The sequence below is a fragment of the Verrucomicrobiia bacterium genome (assembly GCA_019634625.1).
In the GTDB taxonomy this organism is placed as follows: Bacteria; Verrucomicrobiota; Verrucomicrobiia; order Limisphaerales; family CAIMTB01; genus CAIMTB01.
Genome location: JAHCBA010000045.1, coordinates 1 through 24,021, shown reverse-complemented (window position 1 = coordinate 24,021; position 24,021 = coordinate 1). Strand labels below are relative to the sequence as shown.

Sequence of the window (24,021 nt, the reverse complement as noted above, 5' to 3'; positions counted from 1 at the left end):
CCCCGCGGCCTCGCAGAGCTCGGCCCTCCGGATTCACCACCCCGTTTCACCTTTCGGAGGGACGAGCTCCGCGAGTCCTCCCGGCAAGGCCCCCCGGCCATTGCCCCCTTTCCCTCCTCGCTTCATGATGTCCGCATGCTGCGGATTCGATTTTGGGCCCTCATCCCGATCGCCTGGGCCCTGCTCGCCACCCCCGCCCTCGCCGCTCAATCCACCCAGGTCCGCCTGATTCTCCCGGTCGAATCCGTCGCCCCGGGCGACCGCTTCCTCGCCGGTCTCGAAATGACCATCCGGCCCGGCTGGCACACCTACTGGCGCAACGGCGGCGATTCCGGCGCCCCCACTTCCCTCAACTGGAAGCTCCCCGCCTTCCTCTCTTCCGAACCCATCCTCTGGCCCCCGCCCGCCACCTACTCCGATCAGGGCCTGGTCACCTTCGTCCACCACAAGTCCGTCACCCTCCTCGTCCCCTTCACCGTCGCCCCGGACGCCCCCCACGGCCCGGTCACCCTCGAAGCCGCGATCCAGTGGCTCGAATGCGAAGCCGTCTGCGTCCCCGGACGCGCCACCGTCCGCGCCGAACTCGTCGTCGGCCCGGAAACCCGCCCCTCCCCCCACGCCGCCCTCCTGGCCGCCGCCGTCGGGCAATTGCCCCCTCCCCTGCCCGAAGGCGCTGCTGTGGCTTCCTGGGACGGACCCGCCGACGGCGAGGAACGTACCCTTTTCATCCGCTGGCGCCCCCCGGCCGGGACCGGTTCCCCGGATTTCTATCCCTACGAGGGCGACGGCTTCGAAGTCCTCACCGCGACGGAGGTTCGTCCCGGGCCGGAGGGCGTCGTCACACTCCGCAAACAGGTCCGGCTCTTCGATGGAACCTGGCCGGAAGCCGTCGGCGGCCTCCTGGTCCTCGCCCACCCGGGCCAAGTCCCGTCGCTCGCCTTCGACGCCCTTCTCCCAATCAGCAGCGACCCGGGCAATGTCCCCGCCGGTGCCTCCACCGCCCTGACCGCCTCGACACCCGCATCCGCCTCCATCTCCCTCGCCACGGCCATCCTCTTCGGCTTCCTGGGCGGGATCATCCTCAATGCCATGCCCTGCGTCCTCCCGGTGATCGCCCTCAAGATCCTCGGGTTCGTCCGCCAAGCGGGCGGACGCCCCGCCGAAATCCGCCGCCACGGCTACGCCTACTCGGTCGGAGTCTGGGTGTCGTTCCTTGTCCTGGCCGCCGTGGTGATCGCAGTCAAGGCCACCGCGGGTGTCGCCGGCTGGGGCATGCAGTTCGGCAATCCGGTCTTTCTCGTCCTGATGACGGTGCTGATTCTCCTGGTGGCCCTCAGCCTGTTCGGCGTCTTCGAAATCAACTTCACCGGACGTGCCCTCGACTCGGCAGGCAACCTCGCCAGCCGCGAAGGCTACTCCGGCTCGTTCTTCACCGGCGTCCTGGCCGTCGCCCTGGCCACCCCCTGCACCGCCCCCTTTCTGGCTCCGGCCCTCGGCTACGCCTTCGTCGCCGACGCCGCCACCATCCTGATCGTCTTCACCGCGGTGGCCCTCGGCCTCGCTGCCCCCTACCTGCTCCTGAGCTGGCAGCCCGCCTGGCTCCACTTCGTCCCCAAACCCGGCCGGTGGATGGAACGTTTCAAGGTCGCCATGGGCTTCCCCATGCTCGCCACCGCCCTCTGGCTCTACACCCTCACCGCCCGCCGCTTCGGCGAAGGCGGCGCCCTCTGGCTCGGACTCTTCCTCGTCGGCCTCGCCCTCGCCGCCTGGGTCTGGGGCGAATTCGTCCAGCGCGGTCGCCAACGCCAGGGCCTCGCCATCGCCGTCGCCCTGGTCGTCGTCGCCGCCTTCTACGGCGTCGCCCTCGAAAAGGAACTCCAATGGCGATCCCCTCGCGCCTCCACCCCCGTCCCAGCCACCACCCAGTCCAATTCCGAACGCATCCCCTGGCAGCCCTGGTCCCCCGAAGCCGTCGCCGCCGCCCGTGCCGAAGGCCGCCCCGTCTTCGTCGAATTCACCGCCGACTGGTGCCTCAACTGCAAACTCAACGAACGCTCGTCCATCGAGATCCCCGCCGTGCGCGCCCGGCTCCGTGAAATCAATGGGGTTCCCCTCAAGGGCGATCACACCGACTACCCGCCCGCCATCACCCGCGAACTCCAGCGCTTCCAACGCGCCGGCGTCCCCCTCGTCGTGGTCTATCCCCGTGACCCGGCCCGCGATCCCATCGTCCTGCCCTCCCTCCTCACCCCGTCGATCGTCCTCGACGCCCTCGCCGAGGCAGCCCGTTGATCCCGCGCCCGACCCGGGTCACAGGCCCGGTCACCACCCCCTCAGACAGGCTCTCAGCGCCCCAGCCCACCCGATTGCAGCGCCCGGCTCATCGCCTCCTGCATCAACCCCGCCGCCCCGTCCACGAGCCGCACATCCGACGGCACCCGGAACATCTCCTCGCCCGGCGCCGCCATTCGCACCTGGCTGAACCGCAGCCCCAGCCCGCTGTCCTCCGGCTGGAACAGCATCCTGACCGGAAACCCCTTCAACGCGGTCGCCTCCCACACGGTGCCCGCCACCCGCGCCCCGTCCGAGGTCGTCACCTGCACCTCCTGTCGGACACACGCCTGTCCCTCCAGCGTCTCCTTCCCCGCCGCCCGCTTCTCCACCCGGAACCCGTCCGCCGGCAGCGCCGTCTCCGAGAACGGCAACCGCATCCCCACCTTCAATTCGGGAAACATCAGGATCATCCCCTTCTCCTCCGGCAACACCAGGCAGGTCATCTTCGTCATCCCGATTCCCCGCAGCGTGCTCAACCCCTGCGCCGCATTCCCCGCCCCCTGCACCCGCTGCAGATCGACCTCCAACCGAAACCGGTCCCGGCTCTTGAACACCCGCATCGGGACATTCAACCGCGACTGGTCCGTCCGGTTCGTCAGCCCGACCTCCGCATCCGCACTGAAGGCCACCGCATCCCCGAACAATCCGGCCAGCGATCCGTGGAATCCCCCCTCCCCGCCTCCCCGTCGCGTCCCCTGCCCCCACGCCGTCACCCCCGCCAGAACGCACGCCACCAGCCCTGCCGCCATCCATCCGCTTCGTTTCGATTTCATGAGCTTCAAAGGTCGGCCACCATAATCCCCCGCCGCCCCAATGCCAACCGATCCCATCTCCGGAGGGACGCCATCCGGAGGGGCGAGCTCCGCGAGTCCTCATCCCACCGCTCCACTCCCCTGCGGCCTCGCAGAATTCAGCCCGCCCCGGAGGGCTTCGCGAAAAGGATCAGCGTGTTGCCAAACGGATCCGCCAGGTCGATCTCCCGCAGACCCCACGGCTGAAGCGCCGGTTCGCCCGGACGACAATGCCGGTACGCCGCCGCCCGCAAACCTCGTAGATAGGCATCCAGATCCGGCGTCTCGATCCGCACCGTCCCCCCCGGACACGCGTCCCCGAAGTGCTCCGACAAGTGCAGCACGCATTCCCCCCGCGACACCTGCACATACAACGGCATCCCCTCGGCAAACCGATGCTCCCAATCCACCCCGAACCCCAGAAACGCCACGTAAAACTCCCGCGCCTTCGCCTCATCGAAGATCCTGAGAATGGGTATTGCCGGTTTCATCGTGACACCTCCCATCCTCTTCGAACCCGGCTTGCCGCGTCAACGCACCTCCATGCCCCCGTCAACCCCGCGGATTCGCCAGCACTTCCAGCGCCTGCAGGGTCGCCCCGGTGCGCGTCTCCACCCCCAGCTTCTGAAAGCTGCTCCCCAGATGCTGTTTCACGGTCTTCTCCGACAACCCCAGGATCGTCGCAATGTCCCCGTTGGTCTTCCCCTGCGCCACCCACAACAACACCTCCGCCTCCCGCGGTGTCAGTCCCAGCCGCGCCCGAAGCGGCTCGTGGGAACTGAAATCCGGATGGAATCCGCCGCCGCCCCGCACCTGCGCAATCCGCTCCCGCACCGCCGCCGCCCGCGCCAGCCGCGTCGCCACCGCCTCCAGCAACTCCTCCCGGATCACCGGCTTGGTCAGATAGTCGTCCGCCCCCTCGTTCATCCCCGTGCGCACATCGGCCCGCTCGCCACGCGCCGTCAGAAAAATGAACGGGATGTCCGCCGTCTCGTCCTCCGCTCTCAGCGCCCGCACCACCCCGAACCCGTCCAGCTCCGGCATCATCACATCGCAGATCACCAGGTCCGGCTTGTCCCGCCGCGCCACCTCGAGCCCCTCCCGCCCGTCGGATGCCGTCAGCACCCGGTACCCCTCAAACTCCAGCAGCAGCGCCAGGTTCCGCAGCATCGGCGCCTGGTCCTCGATCACGAGAATCCGTTTCATCGGCAATCCGGTCACGCTGCCCGAGTCTCCCCGGCGAAGCCAATCCGACTTCCGTCCGATCCGCCCGCAGCCCCGCCCCCCCCCTGCGTTCTCTCCCCCCGGCCCGGCCCGAACAGCGGAAGCCGCACCGTGAACACCGTCCCCTCCCCTTCCCTCGACGCCACCGCGATCCCGCCCCCATGCAATGTCACGCATCGCTTCACAATCAGCAGCCCCAGCCCGGTCCCCGGTGTCTGCCCCACATTGCCGCCACGATGAAAGGCCTCGAACAACCGCCCCTGGTCCGCCTCCGGAATCCCAATCCCCCGGTCCCGCACGCTCAATACGGCGTCCTCCCCGTCGCGCCGCATCCCCACCCCGATCTCCCCGCCCGGCGGCGAGTACTTCACCGCATTCGAAATCAGATTGGAAAGAATGTGCCTCAGCAACGATTCGTCACCCCGCGCCCCGTCAAGATCCCCTTCCGTCTCGAACACACAACGACATCGCCGCGCCGTCGCAGACCGCGCCTCATCCAGCAGTTGTCCCACCAGACCCTCGAGGTCCAGTGGCCCCGTCCGGCATCCCAGACGACCCGACTCCGCCCGCCCCAGCAGCAGCACCTGCTCCATCAACCCCGACATCCGCAGCGTGGCCCCGTAGATGTCCTCCAGCAGTTCCGAGCGCTTCCCCGCACTCAGCCGGTCGAGATAGTGCCGCAGCAATTCCACCGCACTCATGGTGATCCCCAGCGGCGTCCGGAATTCATGCGAAACCATCGTCACAAAACTGCTCTTCAGCTCCCCAACCTCCCGCTCGAGCGCCAGCTCCCGATCGCGCCGCGCCGCCCGATCCTCCGCCACCGCGTAATCCCCGATCAGCCTCCGGTGCCGTCGCAGCGATACCATCGCAATCCCCGCCACCATCCCCGCCGTCGCCAGCACCCCGATCGCCACCCACGTCGGGTACCTCGGCATCTCCACCTCCCCGAACACCGCCACCGGAGGACCGCTCAGCGGCTTGTCCCAATCCAGTCCCATCCCCGCCAGCGCCTCCCCCAACGCCTCCAAATCCCAGATCTCCACCGCATTCTCCCGCGTCAGCCCGATCACCCGTCTCCCGTCGTCGCTCCATCGTGCCGCCACCCACGGCGAGGCGGCCGGCGATTCCAGCGCCGCCAGCGTCCGCCCGCTCCCGCCCTCCAGCAGCACCAGATGCCGCGACGATTCCCCGTACACCACCCGCGTCCCGTCCGGAGACACCGCCCCAACCGCCGAGTAGTTCGGATGCCGGACCGCCGCCGGCCGCCACCACACCCGCTCCCAGCCCCGGGTTTCAAACACCTGGCACCCGCGCACCGACGCCAGCAACACCCAGCGCCCGTCCGCGCTGAACTGCACCCCGCCCGTCTCCTCCCCCAACGTCGCCACCCGCCGCCCGGTCCGTACGTCGAACACCCCCGGACCCCGGATCCCGTCCGCCCCGCACGCCACCCATCGCCCGTCCGGACTCAACGCCACCGTCCCCGTCCCCCGCGCGCTCCCCGACCGGCGATCCACGCTGCTGTGCAACAGATCGTCGATCTCCACCGGATCGCGCCCGTCCTCGCCGGAATCCGCCCAGACCGCGCCCGCCCCCAATTCCACCAGCACCCGCCCCCGCCCCCCCAACCCCGCCATCACCAGATCCACGTTGCGGCTCCGTACCCCGGCCAGCCGGCGAGGCGTCCCGGACATCGCACCGGGCAACCCGCCGTCGCCGATCCGGTCCCACGGGCATGCCTCCAGCCAGCCGTCCCGCGTCAGCAGCAACACCGACCCCGCCGCATCGTAACTCAGCGAACTCACCCCGGTCAGTCCCGTCGGCTCCGGCCCCGTTCCCCGCCCCAGATCCCATTGCCATACCCTTCCCTCCCCGTCCCGTGACCATCCCCATTGTCCTTCTCCATCCATGTCGAACGTCAGCCCGTCCGAACGCCCCGGCACCCCGGCCACCCGCTCCAGCACACCGCCCACCGGACCCACGCGGACCTCCAACCGCTCGCGGCTCACCACCCATCCCGACCGTTCCCCCGGCCCCCATGCCACCAATCGACGGTCCGTCGCCACCGCCAGCAACCGCCCATCCACCGCATCCCATAACCGGGCCGTCCCATCCAGCGACGACGTCGCCAATCGCCTCCCCGCCGGATCGAATGCGCAGTCGTACACGTCGTCGCCATGGCCCGGAAACCGCCGCACCTCCCCGGTCCCCGGCTCCCACACCTCGACCTCCAGCGCATTCCCCGCAATCGCCAGCCGCCTTCCATCCCCGGTCCACGCCAGGGCCCGTGCCCCCGCCGGAAACGGATGCGCCGCCACTTCCCCTCCCCGTTCCCAATCGAAGAGCGCCACCCGTGTCCCAAGGTCCGCCGCAAACTGCGTCTTCCCGGGACGCGGCGCCGCATGACGGAACGAACTCACCTCCGGGAAATGCGCCACCATCCGGCCCGTGTCCGCCTCGATCACCGCAAACCCGTCCGGCGCAAACACCGGCGCCACCAGGTGCCGCCCGTCGCTCGTAAACCGCGGCACGCTCGCCTGACGGCGTTCCCGGTCCCCATCCCGCACAAACCGGAGCCCCGCCTCCCCCAGCGTCCACACCCCAAACGCCCCCCGTGCATATCGCACCGCCAGCGCCTCCCCCGCCGGATCGAACTCCAGCAGCATCGGCATCCCCTGCTCTCCCGGCACGGACGTCCCCTCCCGCCCCAACCGCGCCACCTCCGCCCCGTCCGGAAACCGCCGCACCACCACGTCCCCGTCCGGCATCACCACCGCCGCCCTTCGCACCGCCCGATCGAACGCATACCGGTTCGCCGTGTCCCCCAGTGGAATCGAGGCCTCCAGCCGGTATTCCGGAAGCGCCAGCGTCGCCACCGCCTGGTCCCGCAGCTCCGCCGTCGCCCCAAGCCCCGCCGCCCGCGCCAGAATCGACAATCCCACCTCCCGCCGGTCCAGCGTCGAACTCTGCCGCGTGGCCCGCGCCTCCGCCAGCAACGCCCGCCACAGCTCCTGCCGCGCCTCCGCCTGCGCCAGTTCCGCCCGTTCCCGCTCCACGATCGCCTCCCCCTGCGATCTCACCGCCCAATGCCCTTGCCACACCGCCCCGAACGCCAGCGCCAGCACCGTCCCCAGCGCCGTCGCCACCGCCAGGTTTGCCCTCCGCACGCTCCGGCGCGACGACTCCTGGCGCCGCGCCCACTCCGCGGCCGGCAACGCCGATGGCGTCACACCCTCGTTCCCGTTCGGCTCCCGCACCCCCCCGTGTTAACCCCTCCCACCCCCTCCGCCCACGCCAATCTCAACCCCCAACCCCATCGGCGCCGGACTCCTCTGCGGAGTCAACAGCATTGCGCCTGCCTTTCTATCAATCCTCGGTCAACATCAAAGGGTCTGCACTTGTTATATCTTCCGCACGTCAACACCAATGTGTCTGACTTACTATATCATTCTCATTCCAGCTCACTTCCAGCTACCCACCAGGTTCTCAGCAGCCTATACCGTTCCCCCGTGCCCAGGCCCCTTCTCGTTGCCCTCCCTGCCTTCGAAACGCCCCCCATGGCCGGTCCTTTGTCACCCTGATCCCCTGCCATCCCCATGTCCCTCCACCCTCTCCTCCTCACCCTCCTCACCCTCCTCACCCTCCTTACCCTCCTTACCCTCGGCCCTTCGCCCCACGCCGCGCCTCCGAACCTCCTCTTCATCCTCACCGATGACCTCGGCATCGGTGACGTCTCGGCCTACCGCGCCGCGGACGTCCATACCCCCCACCTCGATCGCCTCGCCGGCGAAGGCCTCCGCTTCACCGCCATGCGGGCCAACGCCACCGTCTGCTCCCCCACCCGCGCCGCCATCCTCACCGGACGTTACCCCGACCGTGTCGGCGTCCCCGGCGTCATCCGCACCGACCCCCGCGACTCCTGGGGCTGGTTCGATCCCGCCACCCCCACCCTCGCCGATCACCTCCGTCAGGCCGGCTACCACACCGCCCTGGTGGGCAAATGGCATCTCGGACTGGCATCCCCCAACACCCCCAACGAACGCGGCTTCGACCATTTCCACGGCTTCCTCGGCGACATGATGGACAGCTACACCCGCCACCTCCGTCACGGCCACCACTACCTCCGCCTCAACGCGGACCCCATCCACCCCGTCGGCCATGCCACCGACCTCTTCACCCAGTGGGCCATTGACTACATCGAGGACCGCGCCCACACCCGGGACCAACCCTTCTTTCTCTTCCTCTCCTACAACGCCCCCCACTTCCCCATCGAACCCCCCGCCGACTGGCTCGACCGGGTCCGCCAACGCCACCCCGGCCTCGACGAACCCCGTGCCCGCAACATCGCCTTCGTCGAACACCTCGACCACGGTGTCGGTCGTGTCCTCGACACCCTCCGCCGCACCGGCCTCCACGAGAAAACCCTCGTCGTCTTCACCTCCGACAACGGCGGCTCCCTCCCCCATGCCCAAAACAACGATCCGTGGCGCGACGGCAAACAAAGCCACTACGACGGTGGCCTCCGCGTCCCCTTCCTCGCCCGCTGGCCCGGCACCATCGAACCCGGGACCCTCTGCACCCAGCCCGCCCTGACCTTCGATGTCTTCCCAACCTTCCTCGAACTCGCCGCCCTTCCCCTTCCCAACGACCTTGACGCCGAAAGCCTCCTCCCCGCCTTCCGCGGTCAGCCCCTCACCCCCTCCCGCGAATTCTACTTCGTCCGGCGCGAAGGCGGACGCTACGGCGGCATGAGCTATCACGCCCTCCTGCGCGATGGCTGGAAACTGGTCCAGAACGACCCCTTCAGTCCCCTCGAACTCTATCACCTCGACGTCGATCCTCGCGAGGAACACAACCTCGCCCCCACCCAACCCAACCAGCTCCGCACCCTCCTCGCCGCCCTCCGCATCCACATCCAGCGCGCCGGCTCAGTCCCCTGGCAACCCCCCGCCTCCCCCCTTCCTCCCCCCCCCTGACCCACCCCCCAGGCTTCAGGTCTCAGGTCTCAGGTCTCAGGTCTCAGGTCTCAGGTCTCAGGTCTCAGGTCTCAGGTCTCAGGTTTCCGCCTTCAGCTTTCAGCTTTCAGGTTTCAGGCCTCCCCCCTACACCATCTCCCGGTACACATCGGGATGCGGACGGGCCAGGACCACCGCATTCACCAGCGCCCCCGCCTCCTCCACCACCCGGCGGGCCGCCGCCACCCCGGCCTGCACCGCCGCCACCTCGCCGCTCAAAGCCACGAACGCCTTGCCCCCCAGCGCCATGGCCAACCGCAATTCGTGGATCCGAACGTCCGCCGCCTTCACCGCCGCATCCGCCGCCGCCACCATCGTTGCCACCTGGAACGACTCCACCAAACCCAGCGCCCCCTCCGGCTTCGGCACCGTCCCCCGCCCGATCGCCGCCAGCACCTCGGGATGGAGGTTGGCAATCAGGGTGCGGTCGATCAGACACCCCCGCCCCGCCCGCACCCCGGCCTCCAGAGCGCTCTCCACCGCGGCCGGCTCCCCGCCAATCAGCACCATGTACTTCCCGGAACAGATCGACCGCGAGAGCAGCAACCGGACGTCCCCGGCCTTCAGCATCGCGTCGGCCGCCGCAAATCCCGCCACCACGCTCGTCAGCTCGATCAATCCAATCGACTTCCCGTTCATGCGGTCCTCCTCAGCACAATCCTCGTCGCCTCCACCGCCTCCACCACCCCGTCCATCGAGGCATGCACCGGCGCCCCCAGTTCCCCCGACGGCACCTCGCCCACCCGCTGCCCCATCCGCACCCGGTCGCCCACCCGCACCACCGCCCGGCATGCCGCACCCGCATGCTGCTTCAACGGCAAGGTCACCGACTCCACCCTCACCGCCGCCTCCCGCCAGGGCGCCGGACGGTCGTACCCGGCCAGATCCAGCCGTCCGATCAACCGGTTCAACGGCACCCGCCTTCCCTCATGGAACGGATGCGGCTCCACCGGCCCCCGCACCACGGGTCGCCAGCCCCCCCGCCGCAATCCGGCCTTCGCGTCGTCGCACGCCTCCTTCGGAAACAGATCCTCCGGACACGCGTACAACGTGCACAGCCCGCACGCGCAGCACAGTCCCGCCCACTCGTTCCATGACTCCGAACCCGGGGCCGTGAACCCCAATCCCCGCATCACCAGGTGCGGTTCCACCGCGTAACCCAGCAGATACCGCGGACACATCTCCGTACAGTACCGGCACTGGTCGCATGCGGATCTCCCGATCGCCGCCTGCGCCCGGGGCGGCGTCAGCTTCCGCACCGCCACCCGGTGACCCCGCGGCAACACCACCACCCCCGCCGTCGTCTTCGTCACCGGCGTCCCCCAGTCCGTCGTGACCTCCCCCATCATCACCCCCCCGATCATCAAAACGCTCTCTGGATCCTCCGCCCCTCCCGCGGCCTCCACGCATGCCCGCATCGAAGTCCCCAGCGGCACCGTCAGGGTCACCGCCTCCCGCACCGCCCCGGCCACGGTCAGGGTCTTGTGCGTCACCGGCCGCCCCTCCGCCGCCTGCGCCACGTTCACCAGCGTCTCCACATTCTGCACCAGGCAGCCCACATCCCGCGGCAGACCCCCGGGCGGAATCGCCCGCCCCGTCACCGCATGCACCAGGTCGTACTCATCCCCCGCCGGGTAGTAGTCGCCCAGTTCCGCCACCTCCACCGCCACTCCGCGGCATGCCTCCTCCACGGCCTCCCACGCCCCGCGGTTCTTTCCCTTGATCGCCACCACCCCCCCCACCCCCCCCACCGCCCCCATCACCCGCCGCATCCCCTCCACCAGCGCCCCCGCCGTCCGCTCCATCACCGCCCCGTCCTTGTGCAACAACGGCTCGCACTCCGCCCCGTTGCCCAACACCACCTCCGCCGGCACCCCCAGCTTGACGTGCGTCGGAAATCCGGCCCCGCCCGCCCCCACCACGCCCGCTTCGCGTACCCGCTCCACCAGCGTCATGCCCCACCCATTACCCCATCGCCCCAACGCCGACAACGGATTCGGGACACGCCAACCCACTGCGCGATTCACAATCCCGCCCATCTCGTCATCATCCGCCCCGCTCACCCCCCAAAATACCGCCCCAATCATGGACCGGCTCGCCAACCTCCTCCCCGCCATCAACGCCATCCTCTGGCATGATGTCGTCCTCTACATCCTCCTCGGAACCGGCGTACTCTTCACCTTCTGGTCCGGCTTCAGTCAGTACCGTGCCCTCACCCACGGCGTTCGGGTCATCCGCGGTCGCTACGACGACCCTCACGACCCGGGCGCCATCAACCATTTCCAGGCCCTCGCCACCGCCCTCTCCGCCACCGTCGGACTCGGCAACATCGGCGGCGTTGCCCTCGCCATCGCCGTGGGCGGTCCCGGCGCCGTGTTCTGGATGTGGATGGTCGGGTTCTTCGGAATGGCCCTGAAATCGGCCGAGGTCACCCTCTCCATGCTCTACCGCAACACCGACGAACCCGGCAACCCCCACGGCGGCCCCATGTGGGTCGCCAAGGCCGGCTTCGCCCGCCTCGGCCTCCCACGCCTCGGCTCCTTCGTCGGCGGCCTCTTCTGCGTCACCCTCATCATCTCCGCCATCACCGGCGGCAACATGTTCCAGGCCTGGAACGTCGCCGAAATCACCCACACCTACTTCCCCACCGTCCCCCGATTCGTCGTCGGCGTCCTCCTCTGCCTCCTCGTCGGTACCGTGGTCATTGGCGGCATCCGTCGCATCGGCGCCGTCGCCGGCCGCCTCGTCCCCCTCATGTGCGCCCTCTACCTCCTTGCCGCCGCCTACGTCCTCGTCGTCCACCTCGGCGATGTCCCGGCCGTCCTCCGCTCCATCGTCGTTGCCGCCTTCTCCCCCTCCGAAGCCACCGGCGCCTTCCTCGGCGGCACCGCCGGCTACGCCTTCCTCTGGGGCATGAAACGCGCCCTCTTCTCCTCCGAGGCCGGCCAGGGCTCCGCCCCCATCGCCCACTGCGCCGCCCGCACCCGCGAACCCGTCCGCGAAGGCGTCGTCGCCGGCCTCGAACCCTTCATCGACACCCTCGTCGTCTGCACCCTCACCACCCTCGTCATCCTCCTCAGCGGCGCCTGGAACCGCGGCCCCGAAGCCACCTTCCCCCCGGGCACCGAACTCCGCTTCACCGCAATCCCCCCCGCTTCCCCCGCTTCCCCACGCTCCTGGCAGCTCGAAACCCCTCCCCTGCCCCCCAAATCCGCCGAAGCCCGTCGCGTCGCCAACCTCGCCTCCGGCCCCGGCTGGCGTGCCAACGAAACCCTCTTCCTCCTCGTCCGCGCCGATCCCAATCCCAATACCGACGGCAACCTCCACCGCGTCGCCGGGGTCGTCGCAGGCAACGCCGATGACGGCTGGACCGTCCGCTGGACCCCCCTCGTCGCCTCCCTTGCCCCGGAACCCGTCCTCAACCCCGACGGCTCCCCCCACCTCGGCATCTATGGCGACTACGTCGGCGCCGCCCTCACCGGCCACGCCTTCGACCGCGTCCTCCCCGGCCTCGGCATGTGGCTCGTCACCCTCGCCTGCTGGCTCTTCGCCTACTCCACCATCATCTCCTGGTGCTACTACGGCGAGCAGGGCGTCATCTACCTCGCCGGCCCCCGCGCTGTCCTCCCCTACAAGGTCGCCTACTGCGCCGTCATCGTCGTCGCCACCCTCGGATTCATCCGTACCGATGCCCAGCTCGACGACTGGACCGCCCTCGGCACCGGCGTGATGCTCTTCGCCAACATCCCCATCCTCCTCCTCTTCGGTCACCACGCCATGCGCGCCTACCGCGACTACCTCCGCCGCCTCGACCGCGGCGAATTGTCCCCTCCCCATCCCACCCCGCCCCCGATCGAAGATGTCGTGGAGGATCGCCCCACCTCCTGACTCCGGCCCGCAGCGAAGGGGTGCCGTGGATGGAGGACTCGCTGAGCTCGTCCCTCCGATTCTCTGCCTCCTCACCCACAACTCCGGGATGCACCGCCTGCCTGGCCGCAGTCCATCCCGCGGTTGACGCGAGTCCGTGCAGCCCCATCCTGCCCGGGTATTCCTATGATGAACCGTCGCTCAGCCCTCAAAACCGTCGCCCTGGCCTCCGCCCTCTCCCCAACCCTCGTCGCCTCGGCCCAACCGGCCCAACCGGCCCAACCGGCCGCCAACCCCGTAGGCCCCCACCGGCTCGATCCCCTTCCCTATCCGGCCGACGCCCTCGAACCGTTCATCGACAAGAGCACGATGGAGATCCATCACGGGCGCCACCATGCCAGTTACGTGACCTCCCTGAACCGGGCCCTCGAAGGCCATCCCGAACTTGCCGCCAAGTCCGCCCGCGACCTCATCTCCCAGTTGGGAGCCGTGCCGGAATCGATCCGCACCGCCGTCCGCAACCACGGCGGCGGCCACGTCAATCACACCCTCTTCTGGAATCTCCTCCGACGGAACGGTGGCGCCACCCCCTCCGGACCCCTCATGGAAGCCCTCGTCCGCAAGTTCGGCACCTTCGACACCTTCAAAACAGAGTTCACCCGGGCCGCCATGTCGGTCTTCGGATCCGGTTGGGCCTGGCTGAGCATGGACAAGGCGTCCGGTGAAATCGGGCTCGAAATCACCCCCAACCAGGATTCCCCCTACATGGCCGGCCGTACCCCCCTGCTCGGCATCGATGTCTGGGAACACGCCTACTACCTCAAATACCAGAACCGCCGCGCCGATTACGTCGCCGCCTTCTTCAACGTCATCCACTGGGATGACGTCGCCAGACGCTTCGCGACACCGGCCTGACCGCACGGTCCGGTTCCTCCCGCCCACCTTCCCGGCGGGGAGTCCTATCCTCCCCCCCGCCCTTCCCCGGTCCCTTCAGTTTCCCCGCCCTCCCCCGGGGGAAGCGCCCGCCAGCCGCGGTGCACCGTCATCACCCCCCCAAGCAGGTTCCACCACTCCACCCGCTCCCAGCCCACCCCCTCCATCCGGCGCGCCACTTCCTCCCCTTCTGGATAGCGCCGCAGCGATTCCAGGATGTACCCGTGCGAATCCGTGTCCCCGCACAGCCATCGTCCCAGCAACGGCACCACCGTCCGCAGGTGCAGGAAATACAGCCAGCGCCACCAACCCACCCGTGGCTTCCCGAAGTCCAGAATCAACACCCGCCCCCCAGCCCGCGTCACCCGCGCCATCTCCGCCAATCCCCCGTCAAGGCTGCCCAGATTCCGCAACCCGTAGGCCATGGTCACCAGGTCGAACCGCCCCGCCCCATGGGCCAGTCCCAATGCATCCCCCTGCTCGAATCGCACCCTGTCCCCGCCCCGCCCCGCTCCCCCTTCCGCACGCTTCCGCGCCACCGCCAGCATCGCCTCGCTGAAATCCACCGCCGTCACCCGCGCCCCCTCGTCCGCCAGCCGGAAGGCGATGTCCCCGGTCCCGCAGCACAGGTCCAGCGCCTCCTCCCCCGGTCGAACCCCCGCCCACCGGATCAGCCGCCCCTTCCACCAACGGTGCAACCCCAGACTCTGCAGATCGTTGATCAGGTCGTAACGGTGGGCGATGGACGCGAACAGGTCGCGCACCCCCGACGCACGCCCCTCCCCCGGGATGTAATAACGATTGGCCTTCGCCATGCCTCGCCGAAACCCTAGGCACCCCCGCTTCCCAAGAAAAGCCCGGCCCTTCGCTCCGCCCGCATCCCGGTGCATCCCAGATTTTTTGGGTGAGGAGGCAACGCATCGGAGGGACGAGCTCCGCGAGTCCTCAACCCAACGCTCCACACCGTTGCGGCCTCGTGGAACCCGGCCCTCCGAGGCGACGCTTCGCGAAGTTCGCGCCTCTCCCCACAACTCCGGGATGCACGACCCGCATCCCCCGCCAGACCCCGGTCCGCCCGGTAACAGCTCCACCCGGTACACTCACGCACCGGCACACACCCCGGACCGAACCCGCTCCAATGCCGCCCGCAAGGCCTCCATCCGGATCGGCTTGCTGAGGTAATCATCCATCCCCGCCGCCAGGCATCGCTCCCGATCCCCGCTCATCGCATCCGCGGTCAACGCAATGATCCGCACCCCGCGGTGCCGCGGATGTTCCCGCAGCCGCCGCGTCGTCTCGTACCCGTCCAGCTCCGGCATGTGACCATCCATCAGGATCGCATCGAACGTCGCCCGCTCCATCGCCTGCAACACCTCCAGCCCATCCTTCGCCACCACGACATCACACCCGAGCTTCCGCACAAACTGGACGCCCACCATCCGGTTCACAGGGTTGTCCTCCGCCAGCAGCACCCGCAGGCCCGCCAGGCATCCGTTCCGGTCCACCCCGCTCCCGCCACCGCCGCCCAGTGCCGGCGCCCCCATGCCTCCGGTGTCGGGCATCCCCGGTTCCGGTCGCGACGTCGTCCGCTCCCTGCCCTCGCCCTCGCCGGCCCCAAACCGCGCCGTGAAGGTGAACACCGATCCCTTCCCCACCGCGCTCCGCACGTCGATCCGACCGTGCATCAATTCCACAAGCTGCCGCGCAATCGCCAGCCCCAACCCCGTCCCCCCAAAACGCCGCGTGGTCGAACTGTCCGCCTGCGTGAAGGGTTGGAACAACCGGCTCCGGGCCTCCTCGGAAATGCCCAACCCGGTGTCCGCCACGGTGAACCGAAGGCAGACCGGCAGCGCGCCCATCCCCCCGCTCTCCTCCACGTCAACCCCCACCCGCACCTCCCCGCGCCGGGTAAACTTGATCGCGTTGCCCACCAGGTTCAGCAGCACCTGCCGCACCCGAAGCGGATCGCCCCAGACTTTCCCCGGCACTTCAGCCCCCAATTCCGCCACCATCCCGATCCCCTTCTCCGTCGCTTTCGGACCCAGCAGCGCCGTCACCGAGCGGACGGTCTCCCGCACATCGAACTGGACCCGCTCCAGGTCAACCTTCCCGGCCTCGATCTTCGAGACGTCGAGAATGTCGTTCAGCACGTTCAACAACGACTCCGCGCTGTCCCGCAAGGTCGCCGCCATCGAGGACTGCTCCTTCGTCAACGGCGTCCCCAGCAGCAACTGGGTCATCCCGATCACCCCGTTCATCGGCGTCCGGATCTCGTGGCTCATGTTCGCCAGAAACACGCTCTTCGCCCGGGTCGCCGCCTCCGCCGCATCCCGTGCCCGCACCAGATCCTCGTTCTGCGCCCGGATCTCCCCGGTCTGACTCCGTACCCGCCGCTGCAGCGACACCGCCCATCCCAATCCCATCAAGGCGCACACCCCAAGACCCAGGCTCACCCCCGCCGCCCGACGCAGATTCCACCACGGTGCCGCCTGCAACAGTTCGACATCCGACGGAGCCCTCATCTGGATCCGGACACCCCCGGCCATCGCCTCGTCCTCCTCCTGTGCAGGATTGTACACCCCGGTCAGCCGTACCCGGCTCCCCGGTGCCCACGCCCGCCGAATCGGACCCCCGGCCCACAAGGTGTTGGGCGCCAGCCATGCCTTGAACGCAGCGCTGTCCTTCTCCAACACCATGTGAAGCCCCTCCTCCCCGCCGAACACGTCCAGCACCACCCCGTCCAGCCGGGTCAACCGGTGGACCCACGCCGGATTCGCCGTCGCAACATCCGTCAACTCCGTCGCCGGCGGTTCCGCTCCCACCCGCCTCACCCGGTAACTGCCCTCGTAAACCATCAGGGCCTGCCCGTCCCGCCCGGGCAATCCCACCACGTCAACCACCGTGCCGGGTACGACCGGCTCGGTGTTCCGGCTCCACACCCACGCCGCATCCTCCCCCTCCTCAATCACCATGTACTGCCCGGGCACATGCAATCGCACCACGCCCGAAACCCGCACCAGACGGTGCAGGGACCGGAACGTCCCGAAGCGTCCCAGACTCTCCAGGCTTCGCATGGGCAACCCAAACGGATCCTCGGTCGGGGCCACATCCACCACCACCCCGTCCGACGACGGCAGCCACAACTCGATCCCGGTCAGTTGATGGGAGTCGTTGGCTCCGGCCACGCAAACGCCCTGCACCCTCACAATCCCTCCCACCAACCCCGCCAGCGTCTCGTCGTACGGCAACCGCGCCTCAAACCGGCCCCGGGGCGTCGCCAGCCGCATCCGGCTCCAACCATCCCCACCCCCAACCTCCCGCAGGTAGCCCGTCAATTCGATCCGCTGCCCCTCCTCGATCCCCGCCCGCGCATGGTCCAACGTCACCTGCCGGGCCTCGGGCAGCCCCATCGAAACACCCTCCCGAACCTGCGTCGCCCGCACCACCGGAGCGTACAGGCCCGGTTCCGTCACTCCGGAAATCAAGACACCCATGCCCGGCAGCGGCGGCCGCTCGCGATCCGCCTCGGACAGGCGCACCTGAAGCCCCCCCGTCGCGTCCTCCAGAAACAGCGTCGGTGCACCCGGATGCGACCAGGTCACCACTCCGTGCAACCCCACCGGATACCCCAGCGCGGCCTGCTCCCGGGCCAGTTCCCGTACCTGTTCCACCACCCGCAGCCTGGGAAGACCCGTCGCCGGCACCGGCTCACGTCTTCGATCGGACGACACCAGACGCACCCAACCATCCTCCAGCCGCGTCTCAATTCCCGCTCTCGCCGCCCGGCCCACCGCTTCCACCTCCCCCCCGGGACGCAGCCGCCGCGCCTGCAATGTCCGCACCCGTACCTGGCCCGTCGCATCGCGAATCGTCACCTGCAACCCCGCCTCGTGTTCGCGCACCTCGCCTCGCACGCGGACCAGCGTGCCCCCGGCCACCGTGTCCAGATCTCCAATGTCTCGGACGGGCACCTCGAATCGCGGATCCTCCCGCTGCCAGCCCGAAATCTCGATCAATCCCGGATGGCCCGCCCAAACCTCCACCGCCGTCAGCCTCCCCTGCGGATCCATGGTTCGCGTCAAGACGCCCCTCAGTCGCACCCGCGCCCCGCTCACCTGCGGAACCGGGACAAACCGGTCCTTCAGCAGAATCCGCCCGGTCACCAGGAATCCGGCGTTCTGAATCTGCACCTCCAGATGATGCTCGTCGCTCTCGATGGTCCGCACCACCGGCCCCTCGACTTCCACCCAGCGTAGATCGTACCGCTCGTGCTCCTCCCAACCCTCCTCAATCCGCAGAGGCTCCCATCCCGCCCCCATCGACAGAACTTCCTTCGTCGTCCCCGCTCCAAAAATACCGCTCTTCCAATCGGTCTCGCCCCGCACCCGGACCCGCTGACCCACCTCCAACGCCGGGGCCTCCCGGCTCACCGGCAGATAACCCCGGTTCCCCGCTTCATCCTCGTAATACCCCACCCCCCAGTGCCGGTCGTGGTAAAGCACCACCACCGACATATCCACCGGGTGCCGCCCTTCGCGATGCTCGTCCGGCACCTGCCAGTAGGCGGAAATGCCGTCCATCGTGCCCCGAATCGAATCCTCCGATGCCCCGGAATCCCCCATCGCCTGCCCCGCCAGCGCCAGCCATCCGCCGAGAAACACCAGTCCGCGCGCGGCACCCCTCCACCACCGCGAGGGGACCGGTCCCAGGAAAGGAAGTTCGATCGTCAACACAGCAAACCCTGCGCAATGCGTCAACCGACGCTCAGGCTCTCTCTCACTATCGGCCCTCCCACTCCCCCGCTTGAATGCGTGACCCCACCCCCCAACCCCCGTTAGCCTCGTGCGTGGCCGCTTCCCAAGCCCCCACCCCGCCCTCCACCGAACCGTCCGATCGCCCCCGCCAGATCCGCGACCGGCTCCCGCCCGGCGGTCTCTTCGCCGACCTCCACTGGCGGATCGCCCTGGACCCCTTTCCGCTCCCACCCCCCCTCGCCCGCGAAATCGAATCCCTCGGCCGCGTCCTTCTCCAGTTCTATCGCGCCGCCAATCTCCTCTACCGACGCAGCATCGCCGGCAAAGCCCCCGACTGGGTCGCCCGCTGGCTCGACCAGGGCAAGCCGCCCGAACTCATCGCCTGGCAACGCGATCCCGCCTTCCGTAACGAGGTCCCCAGGGTCATCCGCCCGGACCTCCTCCTCACCGACAACGGCCTCGCCATCACCGAACTCGATTCCGTCCCCGGCGGCATCGGCCTCACCACCTGGCTCTACCAGGCTTACCGGGAAACCGCCCCCGCCGATGCCCCCCCGTTCCTCGGCTCGGACCACGCCATGCGCGAAGGCTTCGCCGGCATCTTCGGCGCCGCTCCCCGTGTCCACCTCGTCATCTCCGAGGAATCCGCCACCTACCGCCCCGAAATGGAATGGCTCGCCGCCCAGCTCGACCCGGACCGCTTTCACGTCCGGCCCCAGGACTTTCGCAACTGGCAGGACGGTGATGCCGTCTATCGCTTCTTCGAACTGTTCGATCTTCCCAATGTCCCGGCCGCCGCCCCCGCCTTCCAAGCCGCACGCGACGGTCACCTCACCCTCACCCCCCCTCCGAAACCCCTCTTCGAAGAAAAACTCCTCCTCGCCCTCCTCTGGAACCGCCACCTCCGCGACTTCTGGCGCCAGGAACTCGGCGAGGCCTTCCTGCAACGCCTCCTGCGCCTCGTCCCGTACTCCTGGGCCCTCGATCCCACCCCCATCCCCCCCCACGCCGCCATCCCCGAACTCGGCCTCACCGACTGGCACCAGCTCAAGGCCCTCTCCCAGCGCGATCGCGATCTCATCCTCAAAATCTCCGGATACTCCGACCAGGCCTGGGGCGCCCGCGGCGTCTTCCTCGGCAGCGACCTCAGCTCCGCCGACTGGTCCGTCGCCGTCGATCAGGCCCTCGCCAACTGGCCCCGCGCCCCCCACGTCCTCCAGCGCTACCACAAACCCGCCCTCACCCAGACCGCCTGGTTCGACTTCGACCATGCCACCCCCGTCCCCATGCCCGGACGCGTCCGCCTGTCCCCCTACTACTTCGTCGTCGGTGACCGCGATGCCGCCCGCCCCCACCTCGGCGGCGTCCTCGCCACCCTCTGCCCCGCCGACAAGAAGATCATCCACGGCATGCGCGACGCCGTCCTCGCCCCATGCACCGTGGCGCCCTAGCAATGGCGCCTCATCCGTCGATGGGATGGGTCATCCACGCTATTCATGCAGCGCCTCCTTCATCCCATCCGCGTCCAGCAGGCACCGCCCGGCATCAACCACCGGAACACGCGTCAACCGCCTCGCCTGCGACGGCAAACGATCCAGCCAGTGTGCTGTCGCCTTACGGATGATCTCGCTGAGCGGTACATCCTCGCGGTCCGCCTCCTCGCGAAGCCGCCGCATCATCGGATCAGGAAAGAGAACCTGAAGCTTTTGCACGGATCCACGATTTGCATGGATGCACCCAAGTCAACTCAGGACTGCTGCTCCGATGCAGCGCCTCCCCATCGGACAGCTCAGACCTGCTCCCCGTCCCTCCCATACCGCACCCGCCACAACACCAACCCGTGGGCCGGCGCCGTCATGCCCGCCACCCGCCGGTCCCGTCGCTCCAGTATCCCCGCCATGTCCCGGACGTCGATGCGCCCCAATCCGACCTGCACCAGGGTGCCCGCAATGCCCCGGCACATCTTGTAGAGAAATCCCGTCCCCTCGATCACCACCGTCACCTCCCGCGATCGCCCCACCACTTCGCACCTCAGAATCGTCCGCACCGTGCTGGCCCTCGCGTAGCCGGGGTTGGCCGTGAACGACGCAAAGTCGTGCCGCCCCACCAGGTGCCGGGCCGCCTCCCGCATCGCCCCCCGATCCAGCGGTCGCGGCACATGCCACGCCTGGTGACGAAGCAGCGGATTCTCCGCCGGTCCGTTCCAGATCCGGTACCGGTATTCCTTCGAGATCGCCTGGAAGCGCGCATGGAAATCCGGACGGGCCCGCCGCACCCCCATCACCCGGATGTCCCCAGGCAGATGGGCGTTCACCGCCAGCACCGCCTTCCAACCCGGCATCCGCCACTCCCCCCGGGGAAGATCCACATGCGCCACCATCCCCAGTGCATGCACGCCCGTGTCGGTCCGGCTCGACCCATGCAACGCCCCCGCCCCCGGGAACACCCGGCGCAAGGCCTCCTCAACCTTCTCCTGCACGCCCTGCCCGATCGTCTGCGTCTGCCACCCCTGATACCCCGTCCCGTCGTAGGCCACCACCAGGCGCAACCTCACCACGCCACCCCCGGCCGCCGCTGGCTCGGACCCGTCCACACCTCAAACCCCGGTCGTTCCCCCTGCACCCCCCGCCGCCTGCGCATCGAGGTAGCTCTGCAGCAGGACCGCGGCCGCCGATGAATCCACCCGTCCCCGACGCTCCCGCTCCCTCAAACCGCGCTCCGCCAGCATCCGGTGCGCCTGCGTCGTGGTAAGCCGCTCGTCCCATGTCCGCACCGGAATGGCCACCGCCTCCTTCAGGAACTGCACGAATACCTCCACCTTTTCCACCGCCGGGCCGCGCGACCCGTCCATGTTTCGCGGCAACCCGACGACGATCAACGACACCTCCTTCTCCCGCAGCACCCCGCGCAACCGCTCGAGAAACGTCGCCGCCGGCTCGGCCGGCAGGTGCTCGATCGGATGCGCCAGCATCCCCAGCTCGTCGCTCACCGCCGCCCCAATCCGCACCGTCCCGTGATCCAATGCCAGAATGCGCATGGCCCTTATCCCCGTGCGAGTTCCGCCAGGGCCTCCGAAGCGCAGCGCACCGTGGTCTCCAGGTCCGCTTCCGTGTGCGCCGTGGACACAAACCCCGCCTCGAACTGCGATGGCGCCAGGTACACGCCGCGATCCAGCAACCCGTGAAAGAACCGCGCAAACCGGGCCCGATCCGACGTCATCGCGTCGTCCAGACTGTGTACCTCGCGGTCCGTGAAATACCCGCAGAACAACGACCCCAGACGCTGCAACCGCATCGGTATCCCGTGTCGCCGGGCCGCCTCCCGCAACCCGTCCTCCAGCCTCGACCCCAGGGCCTCGAGCCGGCCGTAGGCCGCCCCATCCCGCAGCGCCTCCAGCGAGGCCAACCCCGCCGCCATCGCCAGCGGATTCCCGCTCAACGTCCCCGCCTGGTACACCGGCCCCACCGGTGCCAGCCGGTCCATCACGTCCCCGCGCCCTCCAATCGCACCCACGGGAAGCCCGCCCCCGATGATCTTCCCAAAACAACTCAGATCCGGCCGGATCCCGTACACCTCCTGCGCCCCGCCCCGCGCCAGCCGAAACCCCGTCATCACCTCGTCAAAGATCAGCAGGGCCCCGCTCTCGTCCGTCAACCTCCGGAGTTCCTCGAGGTAACCCGGCTTCGGCAGATACAGCCCCGCATTGGCCGGCACCGGCTCGAGAATCAACCCCGCAATCTCCCGGCCCCGCTCCCGGAACAGCGCCTGCGCCGCCTCGAAATCATTGAACGGCAACACCACCGTGTGCCGTGCCACCTCCGCCGGGATCCCCGCACTGTCAGGCTGCCCCAAGGTCAACGCCCCCGACCCCGCCTTCACCAGCAACGCATCCACATGCCCGTGGTAGCAGCCCGCAAACTTCACCATCAGATCCCGCCCCGTCGCCCCTCGCGCCAGCCGAACCGCCGTCAGGCACGCCTCCGTCCCCGAATTGGTGAACCGCACCTTCTCCACCGACGGCACCAGCTCCCGGATCAACCGCGCCATCTCCACCTCCAGCGGATTCGGTATCCCGAAGCTGGTTCCCCGTTCCGCCGCCTCCTGCACGGCCCGGATGATCGGCGGAAAGGCATGCCCGTGAATCGCCGGCCCCCAGGTCCCCACGTAGTCGATATACTCCCGGTCGTCCGCATCCCACACCCGCGCACCGGCCGCCCGCCGCGCAAAAAAGGGTGTCCCGCCCACCGCGCGAAACGCCCGCACCGGCGAATTCACCCCGCCGGGCATGAGCCGCAACGCCTCCTCGAACAGTCGCTCCGAATTCGGTCGTTTCATGATTTCAGGGTCTCGGCCCCGCACCCGCAAAGGTCTCCCGCAACGATCCACGGTCCGTCCGCACCATCACCCCCGGCCCGATCCCGCGCCGCTCAAACCATCCCTCCGCCGTCTCCAGCGCAAACTGAATGGTGTCCGTCCGCGCCGGAACCGGGTTCGTGTTGAACCGCTCCAACCGGTGGATCTCCCGGATGATCCCCTCGGTGTCCAGGTACGCCACATCGATGTCGATCGGGACATTCTTCATCCAGAACGCCGTCTGATGCGGCCGTCCGAACACAAAGAGCATCCCCTCCGTCTCCGCCACGTTGGTCCGCCACATCATCCCCTTCTGGATCGCCGCCGTCGTCAGCGCCAGTTCCGCATCCAGTTCGTGCGCCCCCAAATACAACCGCATCCGCGGCAGCCCCGCCTGCGGTCGTCCATCGTCCAGCCAGGGCGAACCTGCCCCCCCCAACCCGGTTGTGGCCGGTGCCACAGGCGCCCCCGGTGCCGTCCCCGGCCGCCCAGACACCGACACCGCCTCCCGGTCGCACCCCGCCACCGCAAGACCCACGCCGAATAACCATGCCACGACTCGCCAACGCACCCGGCCACCCTATGAGAACCCACATCCCCGAAGCAACCGCCCCGGAATCACCTTAAACTGCGTGCATATGCACAGAATTTCAGTCTATTTGCACCTCACCCACCCCGCCCCCTCCCTCCAAGCCCGAATGAATACCTGGTCAACAATCAATAGCACTCTGTCTGTCTTATTATTTC

Annotated in this window: 18 protein-coding genes; 5 read left to right on the top strand and 13 right to left on the bottom strand. The window is 68.7% G+C overall.

Annotation, left to right across the window (positions count from 1 at the left end):
- The first annotated feature begins 135 nt into the window (after positions 1-135).
- A complete protein-coding gene (locus KF833_20415; protein MBX3747680.1) occupies positions 136-2,292 on the top strand; it encodes a thioredoxin family protein in 2,157 nt (718 codons plus the stop codon).
- Positions 2,293-2,345: 53 nt separating this feature from the next.
- Here KF833_20415 and KF833_20410 read toward each other — a convergent pair whose 3' ends face one another.
- The 4 genes from KF833_20410 to KF833_20395 all read right to left on the bottom strand — a co-directional run bounded on the left by KF833_20410 (position 2,346) and on the right by KF833_20395 (position 7,582).
- On the bottom strand, positions 2,346-3,107 hold the full coding sequence (locus tag KF833_20410; GenBank protein ID MBX3747679.1) for a hypothetical protein: 762 nt from the start codon (positions 3,105-3,107) through the stop codon (positions 2,346-2,348).
- Between the two features lie 137 nt (positions 3,108-3,244).
- Entirely contained in the window at positions 3,245-3,616 is a 372-nt protein-coding gene (locus KF833_20405) for a VOC family protein (GenBank protein ID MBX3747678.1), read from the bottom strand.
- Positions 3,617-3,677: 61 nt separating this feature from the next.
- Entirely contained in the window at positions 3,678-4,331 is a 654-nt protein-coding gene (locus KF833_20400) for a response regulator transcription factor (protein MBX3747677.1), read from the bottom strand.
- An 11-nt stretch (positions 4,332-4,342) separates the two neighbouring features.
- Positions 4,343-7,582, bottom strand: a complete 3,240-nt coding sequence (locus tag KF833_20395; GenBank protein MBX3747676.1) for a hypothetical protein — start codon at positions 7,580-7,582, stop codon at positions 4,343-4,345.
- 366 nt (positions 7,583-7,948) lie between these two features.
- Here KF833_20395 and KF833_20390 point away from each other — a divergent pair, with 366 nt between their 5' ends.
- Positions 7,949-9,328 carry a sulfatase-like hydrolase/transferase gene (locus KF833_20390; protein MBX3747675.1) on the top strand — a complete coding sequence of 460 codons (1,380 nt, stop codon included), beginning with the start codon at positions 7,949-7,951 and terminating at the stop codon, positions 9,326-9,328.
- Between the two features lie 126 nt (positions 9,329-9,454).
- Here KF833_20390 and KF833_20385 read toward each other — a convergent pair whose 3' ends face one another.
- Together KF833_20385 and KF833_20380 are read right to left on the bottom strand one after the other, a co-directional pair.
- Positions 9,455-10,006, bottom strand: a complete 552-nt coding sequence (locus KF833_20385) for a BMC domain-containing protein (GenBank protein ID MBX3747674.1) — start codon at positions 10,004-10,006, stop codon at positions 9,455-9,457.
- The gene (locus tag KF833_20380) at positions 10,003-11,322 is read right to left on the bottom strand and encodes a 4Fe-4S dicluster domain-containing protein (GenBank protein ID MBX3747673.1); all 1,320 of its coding nucleotides are present in this window, start codon (positions 11,320-11,322) and stop codon (positions 10,003-10,005) included. Before KF833_20380 ends, KF833_20385 begins: the two co-directional genes overlap by 4 nt.
- A gap of 130 nt (positions 11,323-11,452) precedes the next feature.
- Here KF833_20380 and KF833_20375 point away from each other — a divergent pair, with 130 nt between their 5' ends.
- Both KF833_20375 and KF833_20370 read left to right on the top strand, forming a co-directional pair.
- On the top strand, positions 11,453-13,255 hold the full coding sequence (locus KF833_20375; GenBank protein MBX3747672.1) for a sodium:alanine symporter family protein: 1,803 nt from the start codon (positions 11,453-11,455) through the stop codon (positions 13,253-13,255).
- A 168-nt stretch (positions 13,256-13,423) separates the two neighbouring features.
- On the top strand, positions 13,424-14,149 hold the full coding sequence (locus KF833_20370) for a superoxide dismutase (protein MBX3747671.1): 726 nt from the start codon (positions 13,424-13,426) through the stop codon (positions 14,147-14,149).
- A 44-nt stretch (positions 14,150-14,193) separates the two neighbouring features.
- Here the strand turns inward: KF833_20370 and KF833_20365 are convergent, their stop codons facing one another.
- Both KF833_20365 and KF833_20360 read right to left on the bottom strand, forming a co-directional pair.
- A complete protein-coding gene (locus KF833_20365) occupies positions 14,194-14,982 on the bottom strand; it encodes a ubiquinone/menaquinone biosynthesis methyltransferase (GenBank protein ID MBX3747670.1) in 789 nt (262 codons plus the stop codon).
- A 285-nt stretch (positions 14,983-15,267) separates the two neighbouring features.
- Complete coding sequence (locus tag KF833_20360) at positions 15,268-18,897, bottom strand: response regulator (protein ID MBX3747669.1); 3,630 nt, start codon at positions 18,895-18,897, stop codon at positions 15,268-15,270.
- Positions 18,898-19,013: 116 nt separating this feature from the next.
- Between KF833_20360 and KF833_20355 the strand changes: the two genes are divergently transcribed.
- Complete coding sequence (locus KF833_20355; GenBank protein MBX3747668.1) at positions 19,014-20,372, top strand: hypothetical protein; 1,359 nt, start codon at positions 19,014-19,016, stop codon at positions 20,370-20,372.
- A gap of 39 nt (positions 20,373-20,411) precedes the next feature.
- On the opposite strand, the gene KF833_20350 is transcribed toward KF833_20355, so the two are convergent.
- From KF833_20350 to KF833_20330, 5 genes are all read right to left on the bottom strand, one after another.
- Positions 20,412-20,633 (bottom strand): ribbon-helix-helix protein, CopG family, encoded by a 222-nt coding sequence (locus KF833_20350; GenBank protein ID MBX3747667.1) that lies wholly within the window; start codon positions 20,631-20,633, stop codon positions 20,412-20,414.
- Positions 20,634-20,710: 77 nt separating this feature from the next.
- The gene (truA, locus tag KF833_20345) at positions 20,711-21,514 is read right to left on the bottom strand and encodes a tRNA pseudouridine(38-40) synthase TruA (GenBank protein ID MBX3747666.1); all 804 of its coding nucleotides are present in this window, start codon (positions 21,512-21,514) and stop codon (positions 20,711-20,713) included.
- Positions 21,515-21,517: 3 nt separating this feature from the next.
- On the bottom strand, positions 21,518-21,958 hold the full coding sequence (gene ruvX / locus KF833_20340) for a Holliday junction resolvase RuvX (protein ID MBX3747665.1): 441 nt from the start codon (positions 21,956-21,958) through the stop codon (positions 21,518-21,520).
- A gap of 5 nt (positions 21,959-21,963) precedes the next feature.
- A complete protein-coding gene (gene hemL / locus KF833_20335) occupies positions 21,964-23,256 on the bottom strand; it encodes a glutamate-1-semialdehyde 2,1-aminomutase (protein MBX3747664.1) in 1,293 nt (430 codons plus the stop codon).
- A gap of 4 nt (positions 23,257-23,260) precedes the next feature.
- Positions 23,261-23,830, bottom strand: a complete 570-nt coding sequence (locus KF833_20330; GenBank protein ID MBX3747663.1) for a DUF192 domain-containing protein — start codon at positions 23,828-23,830, stop codon at positions 23,261-23,263.
- Positions 23,831-24,021 lie beyond the last annotated feature (191 nt).